At 52.3% G+C, this 14360-nt stretch carries 12 protein-coding genes; 3 read left to right on the top strand and 9 right to left on the bottom strand.

Going from position 1 to position 14360, the window contains the following annotated elements; all coding sequences use genetic code 11:
* Window positions 1–58: 58 nt before the first annotated feature.
* Window positions 59–325 (bottom strand): helix-turn-helix domain-containing protein, encoded by a 267-nt coding sequence (locus tag FD09_RS01025; RefSeq protein WP_057817370.1) that lies wholly within the window; start codon window positions 323–325, stop codon window positions 59–61.
* Window positions 326–638: 313 nt separating this feature from the next.
* On the opposite strand from FD09_RS01025, the gene FD09_RS16190 reads away from it, so the two are divergent.
* Window positions 639–779: a hypothetical protein gene (locus FD09_RS16190; RefSeq protein ID WP_157053638.1), complete on the top strand. Its 141-nt coding sequence runs from the start codon at window positions 639–641 to the stop codon at window positions 777–779.
* A gap of 529 nt (window positions 780–1308) precedes the next feature.
* Here FD09_RS16190 and FD09_RS01020 read toward each other — a convergent pair.
* From FD09_RS01020 to FD09_RS00995, 6 genes are read right to left on the bottom strand one after another with little or no spacing between them, the layout of a single operon-like run.
* Window positions 1309–2121 (bottom strand): alpha/beta fold hydrolase, encoded by an 813-nt coding sequence (locus FD09_RS01020; RefSeq protein WP_162261458.1) that lies wholly within the window; start codon window positions 2119–2121, stop codon window positions 1309–1311.
* Window positions 2084–2782, bottom strand: coding sequence for a malonate decarboxylase holo-ACP synthase (locus FD09_RS01015; RefSeq protein ID WP_057817367.1), 699 nt, complete (start codon window positions 2780–2782; stop codon window positions 2084–2086). Before FD09_RS01015 ends, FD09_RS01020 begins: the two co-directional genes overlap by 38 nt.
* Window positions 2770–4437 carry a biotin-independent malonate decarboxylase subunit beta gene (gene mdcD / locus FD09_RS01010; protein WP_057817365.1) on the bottom strand — a complete coding sequence of 556 codons (1668 nt, stop codon included), beginning with the start codon at window positions 4435–4437 and terminating at the stop codon, window positions 2770–2772. The genes FD09_RS01015 and mdcD overlap by 13 nt, the downstream gene beginning before the upstream one ends.
* Window positions 4427–4723 carry a malonate decarboxylase subunit delta gene (locus FD09_RS01005; protein WP_057817363.1) on the bottom strand — a complete coding sequence of 99 codons (297 nt, stop codon included), beginning with the start codon at window positions 4721–4723 and terminating at the stop codon, window positions 4427–4429. Before FD09_RS01005 ends, mdcD begins: the two co-directional genes overlap by 11 nt.
* Before the next feature lie 17 nt (window positions 4724–4740).
* Window positions 4741–6387: a malonate decarboxylase subunit alpha gene (mdcA, locus tag FD09_RS01000; RefSeq protein ID WP_057817361.1), complete on the bottom strand. Its 1647-nt coding sequence runs from the start codon at window positions 6385–6387 to the stop codon at window positions 4741–4743.
* Complete coding sequence (locus FD09_RS00995; RefSeq protein ID WP_157053637.1) at window positions 6380–7303, bottom strand: ACP S-malonyltransferase; 924 nt, start codon at window positions 7301–7303, stop codon at window positions 6380–6382. Before FD09_RS00995 ends, mdcA begins: the two co-directional genes overlap by 8 nt.
* 131 nt (window positions 7304–7434) lie before the next feature.
* On the opposite strand from FD09_RS00995, the gene FD09_RS00990 reads away from it, so the two are divergent.
* Window positions 7435–8310 carry a LysR family transcriptional regulator gene (locus tag FD09_RS00990; protein WP_057817359.1) on the top strand — a complete coding sequence of 292 codons (876 nt, stop codon included), beginning with the start codon at window positions 7435–7437 and terminating at the stop codon, window positions 8308–8310.
* Between the two features lie 87 nt (window positions 8311–8397).
* Window positions 8398–9504: an acyltransferase family protein gene (locus FD09_RS00985; RefSeq protein ID WP_057817357.1), complete on the top strand. Its 1107-nt coding sequence runs from the start codon at window positions 8398–8400 to the stop codon at window positions 9502–9504.
* A gap of 74 nt (window positions 9505–9578) precedes the next feature.
* Here FD09_RS00985 and FD09_RS00980 read toward each other — a convergent pair whose 3' ends face one another.
* Both FD09_RS00980 and FD09_RS00975 read right to left on the bottom strand, forming a co-directional pair.
* Window positions 9579–11642, bottom strand: a complete 2064-nt coding sequence (locus tag FD09_RS00980; RefSeq protein ID WP_162261457.1) for a MucBP domain-containing protein — start codon at window positions 11640–11642, stop codon at window positions 9579–9581.
* Between the two features lie 211 nt (window positions 11643–11853).
* Entirely contained in the window at window positions 11854–14073 is a 2220-nt protein-coding gene (locus FD09_RS00975; RefSeq protein WP_057817353.1) for a MucBP domain-containing protein, read from the bottom strand.
* Window positions 14074–14360: the final 287 nt, after the last annotated feature.

Here is a 14360-nt window from a genome sequence, read left to right as displayed (position 1 = left end):
CTGCATGCCATAGGTCTTCATCGGTCAGCAATAGATTGGATCAGCAAAACGACAGAGCCTATTTGAATCCGACAGTGAGTGTCTTTCCCATCGCATGGGCAATTGCCTGTAGTTTCTCAAACGAAACATTGTCGCCGCGCTCAATTTTTGCAATTACCGCTTGCGTCGTGTGGGCGCGCTCAGCCAACTCAGCCTGAGTCAAACCAGCGGCTTCACGTGCGTGGTACAGTGCAACCGCTGTGGCGAGTTTTTCGCCCTCACCCTCGTAAGCCTGATTGAAATCCGGATTCTTCCGTTTCTCCTTGATCAATGCATCAATTTCCATTGTCGAGCCACTCCTTACTGCGTTCGAACTGACTAGTAAATTTCTTGTCTACAAGTATCACAAATTCAAGGGCAGTGTTCCTAATACTCACTCCGCGCCACCAAGTTCATCGTCAGCACCCGTGAGCGGCTCAACCTGGTGGGAATAAAGGAATTCAGCGACTTTTCCCGTGATTGAAAGCCGCTTACATGGTACAATCAGAAAAGCAGAAACGGGATATGAGCGGTGGCCTTCACTTCGCGAAAGAGGGTGGTGCCGATGGGTGAAACCGTCACGCACAGGAATCTACGAAGGAAGGAGGCATTGCGAGCTTATGATGGCAGAGCATTTTGCTGCCATCCTCGCTTTCCTGGTTGGTCTCATTGTTTTGTTCAAGACGTTAACGCGTCTGATCAAAGCAATCACCAATCTGGTCAGCGCTGTTCGGCGCTTGCGTCGAACACTTCGAAAATGAGCAAACAAAAAAGCCGCTCAAACCTTTTGCCGGGTGACGTAGCGACTTAATTGTTTGTTCTCACTTAGGCTACCGCTCTTAAAGCGGTTCTGCTAGAGAGCGTCGTGTTTGGAGCACGGCGCTCTTTCTATGGGCATTATAGCATGGATGTCGTTTTGTCGACAACTTAATTGGCTTACTAGGACAGCATGGCAATATTGATGCAATCCTTTTAGTCCCACTGGGTTGAGTCGATTTTTGTGATTCGAAAATGAGCGCAAAAAATCGCTCTGCCTCAACCCAGGGACTAGCGGTTTTTAACTTGCTATAACTATGGCTACCACTCTTAAAGCGGTTCTGTTAGAGAACGTCGTGTTGGTGCACGGCGCTTTCTATGGGCATTATAGCTCAGATATCGATCTATCAACAACTCAATTAACTTACGGGTTGCCCCCTTTATACTCTCTAGGCCTTGCGATATCAGCATTCGTCCACCTATTAAAAAAGGCCCAGGTAGAGTCAAAAGCACTCATGCCTGGAGCCTCAATAATTACGTTCTCTGTTTCACCTGCTGCACAAAATGCCGCATCGTCTGATTAAACGCCGCCGGCACCTCAGCCATCACATCATGCCCGCAGTCCTCAATCACCACTGCTCGCACGTGATCATTACGCTTCTGACACCATTCCGCATACCCCAACGGATAATACGGGCTCTGCCGCGCGGATACCATCAATGCCGGAGACTGCTCCGCCAGCACGGTGGGCCGCCAATCATCGGCCAGGTGGGACAAAAGCAGTCTCTGGGCGTCCGCGGGATTAAATGGGTGTCGTGCTTCGGCATCGCCTAAAACCCGCAACACGCCGCCGTCCAATCCATGCAGGGTCTCGTGCAACCGGCTTTTAATCTGCAAAAAGTCCTTTTGGTTAGTTGCGGTCAAACCCCGAAACCCGTACGGCCAATCGGCATCGTTCACCATCTGAGGGCTTTGGTCCACACTGACCCAGCCGCGTACCGCTGTATCGGGATAGCGGTGACGAAAAGCCCAAATTAAGCTGGCGCCCATGGAATGGCCCACCAGAACCGGGCGCTGCACATGCAAGTTCGTCAATAATTGCTGCAAGTCATCGGCCAAGTCATTGATATTGCTGGCACAGTCACCCGTGGAATCTCCTTGTCCGCGATAATCAAAGGTGATGGTCTGACCACCCAACGCCACCAACGGCTGGATTTGTGCGGTCCAAATGGCTTGGTAGCCGCCAAACCCATTGAGAAAGACGATGGGTAAGCCCACACCCGTGACTGTCACAGCTAGCGTTGTCCCATCAGTCAGTTTCACCTGTTGCTGCAATCGTCCCATCATCCCTTCCATGAGATCGTAAATAAGCCCACGGATCTACAGTTAACAATGGTCCGGCAGCACTTTTCACCATCACTGTATGACTGGTGTGGTTGGCATACTCTTCCAATGAAAAACCATCCTGACCAGCCACTACCTGCACATCGGCGTGGGCGGCGGTTTGGTTCAACGCCTGCAGCAACGCCCGGGCTTGTGTGACAGAAAGATCCTGTGGCGGCAAATCCATGATGATGTCCAAATCGCTATTTTCATTGGCCATGGGCAAGCCCGTGACCAGTTCAAATTGCAGGCTGCCGCCGACACCCCAGTGATAATCCCGTAATACCGTAGTGGCATGCTGCAACGCCTGAAAAGCAGGCAGCGCCAGGCGGTTCGGTGCCAACTGGCGCAAAAGCTGCCTGGCAATAATTTGCTGCGGCGTGATGAGCTGGTCTGGTGTGACGCGGTCCATCGGCAGCACCGCCGGAAATCGTTGACTCTTTTGAAATCCGCGAATCCCCACCGGCAGCATTTTCTCTTGGGAACCACGGCGAACAATCACATAAGGGGCTTGTTGCAACATCGCCAAAGCCCAATCTGGTAAAGGGCGGCGAGAGTCAACTGGCTTCAAGTCAGCCAAGTCCCCCACCTTGATCAGCGTATGCGGCGCAATCAATCTGGCCATTGTTCCGCCATCATTTGACGTACTTTATTAGTGGCTACCCGGCCAGACTTAACAGCAATCGGGTTGGTATAGCGGAAGCTCAGATCCGTCGGCGCATCCTCTAAACTGTCCAGGGCATGTTGAATCACACCTTGCACCGTCGCCACGGCCTGGTCATTGGCATCTTTAGAATGGACACCCTCAATCAGTTTATACAACGCCCCTAACTTACGGTAGTTTTCAATATCGTAAGCCATGGCCGGTACGTGTTTTGTTGCTTCTTCCAGTTCGGCAATGGTCCGTTGGGTAATCCGAGCGGCACTGGCTTTGGACATGGCCTGAATAGTAATGCCGAGATCATCCAGCGCGATCAACCGATTGGATTGCAGACCATGAGCCAGGAAGCCGCCTGAAACGGCGTCCCCAGGGATAAAGGCCACAACCGGGTGACCCGCTTGCCGGGCGCGGGCATAGGCGGCGGCGCTGGCGGCCAGAGAAAGGTGAATCCCAATCAATTCTTCTTTATAACCATAAGCCTGACTGGGCACATCCACGACCATGATAATCGGGGTCTTGACGGCCTTATCCTTGTCAGCAGCCACTAGATCGTTGACCACGGAGGCCACGGTGAAACCTTCCACTAAGCCGACTTCGCCATGCCGTACCCGGGGGAAGCGATTATGTTCATCTGCCACGATGGCGATGTATTCCCGGCCATCCTTTTTGGCATGCAATACAGTCGACACGTCACTTTGAGCATTTTGAATCCCGGTAAGCTTTTCAAACCACAACCGACCACGACTGGGCGTACCAGGGGTTTGACTGGCCTGCGCCGGCGCCAAGTGATGCGTTTCTGGCTGCACGGCCGCAAACATCTTGCGGTAACCCACCGTATCCAGCGGCGCTGTCGGATCTAACTGGTCCAGCAAGGTCAGATAGAAATCACTCTTTTGATCCCGGTGAGAATCCTTGTGCGCAGTAATGGCCGCAGCAATCGCCTGTTTAAAGGCAACCACGTCATCGTCCACAATTTCATCCACAATTCCCGTGGCCAGCCGTTGCTTGGTGCCGAGCGTATTCCAGATCAGATTCTTATCGCTGGAATCAAACTCCCGCACACCGGCTTCCTGCTCAATGACTTCTGGACCATTCAGGCCAATGCGCGCCCGATCGGTACCGATCAAGTAAGAGAGTAGTGCCGAGGTGATCGACATGCCGCCGAAAGAGCCAACCCGGCCAGGCACCAGACCAATGACTGGCACATATTTCTTCAAGGCAATGACAATATTATGGATTTCAGAAATGGACAGCAACCCATAATTGGCTTCCTGCAGCCGCACGCCGCCAGTGTCCAAAATAATGATTGGATAAATCGTCTTGCCGGCCTTGTTGTCGGCCAGGGCCTGTTCGAAAGCTGAAACAATTTTGGCGCCGCTGACTTCGCCGATACCGCCGCCCTGGAAGGCCCCTTCAATGGCCGCAATGACGACATTTTTACCGTTGATTTGGCCCTTCATGATCACCACGCCATCGTCACTTTCGGGTACGATACCCTGGGGTTCCAGTTGTGGTGAAATCATATTATCCAAGGGACCAATCAATTCCCGGCCAGTACCGGCATCCAGTAACGCTTCGGCCCGCTGACGGGCGTGTAATTCAACAAAACTATTGCGCATCTTTTAACGCCTCCATTGCTTGGGTCAACCGCAAATTGACGACCCCAGGAGTAGCCCCGAAGTCATTGATTTCAAACTTGGCTTGGATGGGGTAGCGGTCAAAGAACCGTTCCAATACATGCTGCCAAACATCGTGGAACCCATCGCTGCCGGTGACGATGTCGAGTTCACTATCGCCCGTCGTGGGCCGCATGATGACTTCCAGATCGCCTGAGGCCACCACACCGATATGCACCGGATGGGTGATGGGTTGTGTGGCTTTGAATGTAAAATGTAGTTTTTCCATTATGTGCTACCCCTTTCCTATGACCAGCTCCGGAATTTCGCCGGTGGATTGTATAAACCGTGGGACCAAGTGACCAAATCTTCCATGTTCTGGGCAGCCAGCAAAGACCGTTTGGCATCGGTCCGACGCACGCCCAGATCTTCTGGCAACGCCACGATTCCGCGACGCCGCAGGTCGGCCAATTCTTTTTCCGTACTGCGCATGCCCACGGGGGTAACCCCCGCAATGGCTTCGATGGCTGCTTGCCGTTCGGCCATGCTGTCGGTCTTATACAGATACGCAATGCCCTCTTCGGTGACAATGTGGGTGGTATCTTCGCTGTAAATCATGATTGGCACATTAGCCAACTTGGCTTCTTTTTGTACTTCTTCCGCGTCCAAATGATCGACGAACACTGGCCGTTTATTGGACCCGAATGTTTCCACCATTTGAACCACAAGTTTCTGGCCGCGGCCCAAGGGGTCATCTTTCGGCTTCAGGCTCTGCCATGCCGGAGTGGAGTGGCGCCGCCCGGTGGGATTGCTGCCCATGTTTGGAGCACCGCCGAAGCCGGATAACCGGCCCTTAGTCACAGTAGAGGAATTACCATACTGGTCAATTTGCAAAGTCGAACCAACGAACATATCCAACGCATATTGGCCAGCCATTTGGCCGAATGCCCGGTTGGAACGCATCGTACCATCGGGACCGACGAAGAAGATGTCTGGCCGAGCGGCGATGTATTGCTCCATCCCGACTTCACCGCCGAAACTGTGAATAGACTTGATCCAGCCGCTTTCAATGGCCGGAATCAAGGTCGGGGTCGGGTTCACTTCCCAGTTCGGGACGATTTTGCCTTTTAATCCCAATTGATCACCGTATGTCGGCAATAATAGTTCGATGGCGGCAGTATTGAAGCCGACGCCGTGATTGACGGACTGGACATTGTGTCTCTCATAGATCCCGCGAATGGCCATCATGCCCATCAAGATCTGCAGTTCGGTAATGTTTTGCGGGTCCCGAGTAAACAACGGTTCCAGCTGATAGGGTTCGTCGGCAGGAATCACCACATCGACCCAATCCCCAGGAATATCGACCCGGGGTACTTTGTCGACGATCTCGTTGGCTTGTACAATGACAATGCCATCATGGAACGCCGCGGACTCGACAATGACCGGGGTTTCTTCCGTATTGGCGCCGGTATAAAGATTACCTTCATGGTCCACTTTATCTGCAGCCACCAGGACCACATTGGGGATCAAATCAATATACAACCGGGCGTATAGCTCCAGGTATGTATGGATATCGCCGATCTTCAATGTCCCATCGGCGATCATTTGCGAAATTCGGGTGCTTTGCGGCCCAGCAAATGAAAAGTCCAGTTTGCTGGCAATCCCATCTTCAAAAATATCGAGATGTTCCGGGCGCGAAACACTGGACATGATCATGTGTAAATCGTGAATCTTCGCCGGATCCACCGAAGCTAATGTCTGCGATAAAAAGCTGGCCTGCTTCTGGTTATCCCCTTCGAGGACCACCTTGTCGCCACTGCTCAATAATGTTTCTAAGACGGCCTTGGCATCCTTGGTCTTGGCAAACTTGCCATCTAACAAACTGGCCGCATTCGCCAAGCGCGCCGCTTTGGCATCGCGATGGCTATGCCAATTGCGTTCTGTATCACTCATTTTGAGAACCTCTTTCCCACTTATTCAATAAAAAGGTGGCATCGTCAATCGACATTGATGCTAACCCGATTTGATGGACATCATCTGAAAAACGATTGGCGAGCACCTTGCGAAAAGGTTGGCCCGGTTGGAAACTAACCACCACTTGGGGGTAATAGTCCGCCGCCACCGCCAGCATATCGTCGAAGAAAACTGGATGGGCCAAGTTATCGCTCAAGTCCCGCCGAATGACCTCGGGATCTTTGGTCGGCCGGCCGCCGTCGTTGGTTAAATAGATCCCTTGCGGCGGCGTCAATTGCACCCCGGCCATTGCCTTAGTCAGCTTTTGGGCCACCCCATTCATCAACGGCGAATGGGAAGGTACCGGCACCCTCAAGCGCAGCGCTTTAGCGGCACCGTTGGCCTTGGCCAGCTGCAATACCGCATCAATGGCAGTCAATTCGCCGGAAAGCGCCACTTGATCTGGCGCGTTTTGATTGGAGGTGTACACTGGCGCGTCAGTCGTGGTCACCTGAGCCACCAACTTGGCGACACTGGTTCGGGGCAGTCCCACAATAACGCCCATGCCGTAACCGCTGGGGTATGAAGCCTGCATCAAACTGGCCCGGTAGTGGACGATTTTGAACAAATCATCCAATTGGAGACTGCCCAATGAATACGCGGCCGCAAAGACACCCAGCGAATGACCCGCAGCTAGTTCGGGCGTAAACCCGGCAGCCATTAATTCCTGAGTCTCACTCACTTGCAGCAACGCAATGGCCACCTGCAACTGCACGGAATCGGTGTAGACCGCATCCGTATCTGGGAACGACATGTCCAAAAGTGCCGCCACTTGCTCCTTTAACACCGCCGGGACTGGCGCTAACATGCCGCCATGCTGGCCGCCTTGTCCGGGAAACACCCACAATTGTTTCAACGTGTGTCCTCCTTTTGCCAAAGAAAACCTAATTGATCTCACATCGTTACTGTAAGCGTGATTCATGCGTGTGTATAATGAATATTAGCTATTAGTCATTCTTCTGAGTTATCAATCAAAGGAGTATTGTCGTGAACTTATCCAATCTCCAGGGTTTTCTGTATGTCGCCGACACCGGCAATTTAACCCAGGCCGCCAAGTTGGCGTTCATCAGCCAGCCGGCCATGTCGAAACTGATTCAGCAATTAGAAAGTGAGCTGGGTGTCCCCTTGTTTGATCGTGTCGGCCGCGGTATTCAGCTCAATGCCAACGGACGGCTATTTTACAGTTATGTCAGCAAGTCGCTCACCCAATTGCAGGAGGGCATTGATGCACTCAAGGACGCCCATGCCGGGACCAAGGAACCAGTCCGCCTATCCGTGGAAGTGGCGTCTTCGCTCATTCCCGATCTGCTGCATCGCATTCAGCGCCAGTTGCCCGATGTGCCGGTTCACCTCAATCAGCGAATCTTACCCGCCCCCGGCCAACAACAAGCCGATTTTGTTATCTCCACCCGCCAATTTCCCGATACGCACACCGCCATTCCTTTGTTAAGTGAAGAAATCTTTATCGGCGGCGCCGGTAATCAAATCACCGCGCCCTACATGTCCCTTGAGCAGCTCCAAAAGCTGCCCATCGTTGGCATGGGTCGGCATACACCGTTACGGGAAACGATCGATCAATATTTAGCCCAATACAATATTCAACTGAAATATCAATATGAGTCCGACGACCCGGCCACGATCCGCGAACTGTTGACGAATAATGTGGGCGTGGGCTTCATTCCGGCGGTGACTTGGCAAAAGGTCGGCCGCAAACTGCATCTGGCTCGGATTATTCCCACACCACCGTTTCGCACGATTTATCTGACTGAAGCCCCAGGCAAAGAAACGCCCGTACGACGCATGGTGGCCAATGCCATCGTCGAATTATTTGTGACCGAGCGCCAGCGCACGCTTAAAATATAGCTTGCTATTTCCGGTGGGCTTTGCTAAATTGGCCGTGGATGAAACCGCCTAATTGATCTCACAAAATCAAAAGAGGTGGTTTTCAAAATGAACAAAAAAAGTCAGTCGCCCCGGGCCGATCTGGGCGACTACATGAAACTATGCGCCTGTACCGCCGTGATGCTGCAGACGATTCTGGGGCTGGCCCTCACGACGAATCCCAGCAGCGGCGTGCAAACAGGTATTGGCATTGTCTATAATTTCGTCAAATTCACCGCCCCGGCCTTCATCTTCGGCATTCTGTATACGACGACGCGGACGACCATTGATACCGATTTGACGTACCCAAACTACATAAAAAAGCAGTGGCACGCCCTGTTTGTACCGACAATTTGGTGGACTGCCGTGTATCTGTTCCTGATGCCCTGGGTCCAGCAGGTCAACCAGTATCACGATATCGGCAGTTTTTTGTGGCATTTCGTTAACGGCAACGCCGCGCCTCATCTGTGGTATAACACGATGATGCTGCAGTTCATTATCCTGATGCCGCTGTTTTGGCTGATCGGACGGTGGTGTGGAGCCAATATCCGGCACGGAATTATTGCCGCTTGCGGAGCAATCCTAGTGACCGCGCTGTGGTTGTGGTTCTACGATGTGAATATATTCCACGGTCCACATATGACGGATTGGTATTTGTTCGACCGGTTCTTCCTGAGTTTCTTTATTTACGGTGTCTTTGGTGTGTTGGCCTGGCAATATCGGCACTTCTTCAATACGGTCATTCAGAAATGGTGGTGGCTTATTGCTATTGTTTTTGTCGGCACATTTGTTTGGACTAACCGCGAGCTGCTTGCTTTTGGTCTACCGGTATCCCTGGGTAATGCCCCGTATTACAAGCCCTCCATGACGGTGTACGATCTGAGCATCATTGGACTGATTGCGGCGCTAGGCTTGTTCCAGCTGCGGCACAAAATGCATTTCACGTATACCGTGCACACCTTCGCCAATTTTGCGTATAAGGCTTATCTTTCCAATGTTTTTTGGGCACAAATTCTGTGGCATATTGGTGGGCAGCAGCTGATGTCCGCCCATCCCGTGATTGGCATTGTGGGTATTTATCTATGTACCTGGGTGCTGGCCTTTGCATCGGCATTCGGGTTGCATTGGTTCTGGCAAAATATTCAAGTACGCGTGCTCAAACGCGCCGTCGTCTAAAATCAGCGCTAAAAAACACCCGTCGTACAACACACTGCAAATGCGTGTACGACGGGTGTTTCGTTGTCTGCGTGTTAATCGTGACGCTTACGCTGAGTCACAACCACGCTGCCACTCAACATGGCACCAAGGACCGTCAATAATACAGATGTCCAGCCAGCTGTTTCGCCAGTTTGGGGTAACTGTGCGGCAGTTTTACCGGTTTGAGGCAATTGCACGGCGGCTTGACCACCCTGGGCCGCCGTCTCCGGTGTATTAGCGAGACCAACAGAACCCATCGTGCTCGTCGAATCCATATATTGAATCATACTCGGTTGACTGGGCCGGCTGTTCGTATTTTGGTCGCCTTGACCAGCAGCATCATTATTATTTTGACCAGCCGTATCAGATGTCTTGCCGCCCTGATCGTTTTCACGATAAACATACGTCACGATCTGCTCGCCAGGTTGGTATTTGCCATCAACTGGTGCGCTGTCCGGGGCCATTTCTTCAAAAGTATAACCCTGGATACCCAACCGTTTAGTGGCATAAGGACTATTTACTTTTCCAATCGTATCAATATCTTGACGGAGCATGTGGCCCTGATCGTCTTCATACTGAACAATCACTTCGCCAGACTTAGACGGCATGATAGTCTTGGCATAGACATACGTCACAGTTTGTGGGGTGCCCAGATAAATACCATTCGCGGTGGCACTCGCCGCAGCCATCTGCTTGAAGGTGTAACCGGCAATGGTCAGCGGGTCGGTGTTGTAAACTGTGCCCACCATACCTTGGGTCATCTCTGACGGATGAATCGCGTGGCCCTGCGCATCCACATATTGGATGTGCACCGTACCGTTTTGAACGACGGGCGGGGTGACCGTTTTTTCATACACATAGGTGACGGTCAAAGCACCATCCATGTACATGCCGCTGGTAGCCGCACTATCAGCGGCCACTTGTTTGAACGTATAGCCGGGAATTGTCAATTGGTGAGTGGTATAGGCCGTTCCGACAACACCCTCTGTCAAGATTGGATCATGAATGGCACGGTCTTGCGAATCGACATATTGAGCGTTGACCGTACCGTATTGCACGACTGGCGGCGGTGTGGTGTTTTTTTCGTACACATAGGTCACGGTCGTGGCACCGGTACCATAGACACCGCTGGTCGCCGCACTGCCCTTGGCCATCTGTTTGAACGTGTACCCGGGAATTGTCAGCTGGCTAGTCGCGTACTTAGTGCCGGCAATTCCTTTCGTCGTGATGGCCGAATGAATGGCCTGACCCTGGGTATCCACGTACTGAGCGTTGACTGTTCCATATTGCACAGGTGTGACCGTCTTTCGATAAACAAATGTCACCGTCTGGGTTTGGGTCGAAAATTTCCCCGTCGTCGGGGCACTGCCAGCAGCCAGTTGGGGCTTGTCATACCCAGCAATCGTCAGCGGAGTCGTTGTGTAGTCTGTTCCAACCTTACCGCTGATGTCCGTGACAGCGTGGAGCGGCTTGCCATTTTGATCCACATATTTGGTGACGACCTGGCCATTTGTCACAACTGGCGCATTCTTGGTATAGATGTACGTCACTTGCAGCGTGCCATCAGTGTATTGGCCAGCCGCCGGGGCACTGTGCGGCGCTAATCCTTTGAACGTGTATCCCGCAATGACCGCTGGCGTCGTGGTGTACGGGGTGCCGGTATTTGCGGTGGTGGTCACGGGGGGCTGGAGCGTCTTGCCGTGGTCATCCACGAAATTGGTCGTGACCGTGCCCTGGGTGACGGCACCTTTTATGTACACGAACTTAATAAACTGTACATCATTGGTAATCACCCCAGTCACTGGTGCACTGCCCGGTGCCAAACCCTTGTATGTATAACCGGGAATAACGGGTGGATTCCAGGTATACTTTGAACCCACATCTCTCATTATCCATGCCTCTGGATGTCCCGCAATTGGCTGCCCATTTTCATCGTCAAAATCTGCCACGACAGTACCCGTTGCCTCAACAGCCACGGCGTGCGCGCCGTCACTAGTTTCACCAGTTGCCGATGCTTGAACAGGTAACGCTGAAAACAGGATTGCCAGGATACCAAAAAGCACCCCGGCCGCAATGAACCACCGGTGCCTTGCGTTCAATCCCCTTGGATTTCTCATTACAAATACATCCCCTCCATTCGGTTGTAACACTATTGCAACAATCGGTAAACCCCCATCGGTCGAACGCGTACTGCGGGTATTAATCATTAAGACCTCTCAGTTCATGGACAGCCCTGACATTTACTTCACTAAAAGCTGTCACTGCATCAAAAATACCCGTGACAACGCTGATTTGCGCCGTCACGGGTGTCTTCTCTCCAAATATGACTTAATCTTGTAGTTTGCGATAGGATACGACGGCTCCGCCGAGCAACAGAGTACCCAATAATGTGAGCAGTACCGCTGCCCAACCAGTCGCTTCACCTGTTTGCGGTAATCGAGCCGCAGATTGTCGCGTCATTGTCTTTGTATTAGTGGGTGTCGCCACGGCCCCTGGTTGGATTGGCTGAGTTGGTGCCGCGGCCTGACCACCCGCAGTTTGCCCAGAGCCGCTGTGATCACCGGACTGGCCGGCTGTTCCTGGCGTTTGACCGCTTTGATTGGTCTTGGTGTACACATAGGTCACGGTTTGCGCATTCTGGGTGTAATGGCCATCTGCCGGCGCGCTGTGGTCAGCGATTTGCTTAAAAGTATACCCAGCAAAGGTTAATTGCTCGGTGGCATACGGGCTGTCCACGGCTCCGGTCGTGACAATTTCGTGGTGCAGCACATTGCCCTGGTCATCTACGTACTGAGCGGTCACTTGACCGGTTTGAACCACCGGTGGCGTGACTGTCTTTTCGTACACATAGGTCACTGTTTGCGAACCATTTGTGAACACACCATTGGCCGCTGCACTACCCGCGGCAATTTGTTTAAACGTGTACCCTGGAATAGTCAATTGGTCAGTATTGTACGCCGTCCCAACGACTCCCTGAGCAGTGGCTACAGCATGGATCGAATTACCCTGAGCATCCACATATTTGGTCGTGACTGTGCCGTATTGCACGACTGGCGGGGTGACTGTCTTTTCGTACACATAGGTCACGGTTTGCGAGTCATTCGTGAACACCCCATTAGTCGCTGCACTACCGGCAGCAATTTGTTTAAATGTGTAGCCTGGAATGGTCAATTGGTCGGTATTGTACGCCGTCCCAACGACTCCCTTGGCAGTGGCCGCAGCATGGATCGAATTGCCCTGGCTATCCACATATTGGGTGGTGACTGTACCGTATTGCACGACTGGCGGGATCACCGTCTTGGTATAGACGTATGTGACGGTTAATGGTGCCCCTACGGTATACAGGCCGGTCGGTTGAGCACTGCCAGCAGCGATTTGCGGATTCGAATAGCCAGCAATCGCCAGCGGCTGGGTGGTATAACCCGTACCGACTGGGCCGCTGCTGGTGGTGTCCGCATGAAGTGGTTGGCCGTTGGCGTTCACATATTTAGTGACGACCTGACCAGTTTGGATCACTGGCGCATTGGTTGTATACATATAAGTCACATGGAGCGGCCCGGCGGTGTATTGACCCGCAGGGGCAGCACTGTTCGGCGCCAGTCCGGCCACGGTATATCCAGCAATATCGACCGGTGCAGTGGTATAAGCAGTCCCAGTTTGACCGGTCGTCGTGTTGTCTGGATGAATAGTTTGACCCTTTTCATCCACATAACTGGTCACCACTGTTCCCTGGGTCACCGGCGGTTTTGGCGCATAGACATAGGTCACGTTTTGCGGATCCGCCGTGTATTGACCGCTAGTCGCAGCACTATCGGCACTCATTTTTTGAAAATTGTACCCGTCAATCGATAACTGAGCAGTGGTATATGGATCACCGATAGTCCCCGTTGTGGCGATAGGATCATGAATGGCCTTTCCATTTTCATCCACGTAATGGGCAGTGACCGTCCCAGTGGTCACTTTGGCATAGACAAAATAAATATGAGTGGGGATCAGGACAAACTGATAAGTTCCCATATTTGACGGACTGTCTGAGCGTAATCCTTGATACTGGTAACCCGGAATGTCTGCCGGAGCAAAATTATATGCCGTATCCGCGATGCCCCAATGCAATTCTTCAGTCGCTAAATCGGCACCCGTTTTGTCCACATAATGGGTGTACACATACCCTACTCTGTGAAAGTAAGCATAGATGTTCCCGCCCGCTGCCGTCAGCGTGCCCTTGAGCGGGACACTTCGGGCTGTATCGATGCGATCAAGTCGATACTTCGGTACTAGATTCACTTGTACCGTATAAGGCTGACCAACAAGCTGGCCATTGGGATACTTTGCTTCACTAGTCAGGGGGGCGCCAGAGGCCTCCCAGGTGATCGGCGAGACATCCTCCTCTAAGTAGTGAACAATCACCGGACCGGCGACCGTACCCGCACTCGGATCGTCTGCGGCCTGCACTGGAATAGCAGAAAACAACACCGCTAGTGCGGCAAAGAGTACTGCCACCCCAATTAGCCAGCGATTCCCTGGCCGCAATTCCTTTTCCTTAATCATTAAACCCAACTCCCCCATTAAACCACGTTAGTTACAGGGCAATTCTAACACCACCTGAAAAACATTGTTCATGTATGCGTTGCCTAAGGGCTTTTAGGTCCATACGAGACTTGCGTAGAAATTGAACGGAATCGTGGGGGCCGTCCTCATTATTCGATTACTCTTCTCCGACTTTGCTCATTCGCCCCGCTCATCAGATGTCCTTAGTCCCATCAATCAGGTACAATTGAGATTAAATATTCCTAATTTCAGTCTTAAGACCGATACCGATGCTCAGCACACAGTAT

This window comes from Schleiferilactobacillus perolens DSM 12744 (genome assembly GCF_001435585.1).
Lineage (GTDB): Bacteria > Bacillota > Bacilli > Lactobacillales > Lactobacillaceae > Schleiferilactobacillus > Schleiferilactobacillus perolens.
The sequence above is the reverse complement of the archived record's forward strand: the minus strand, read 5'-3'. Positions and strand labels throughout refer to the sequence as shown.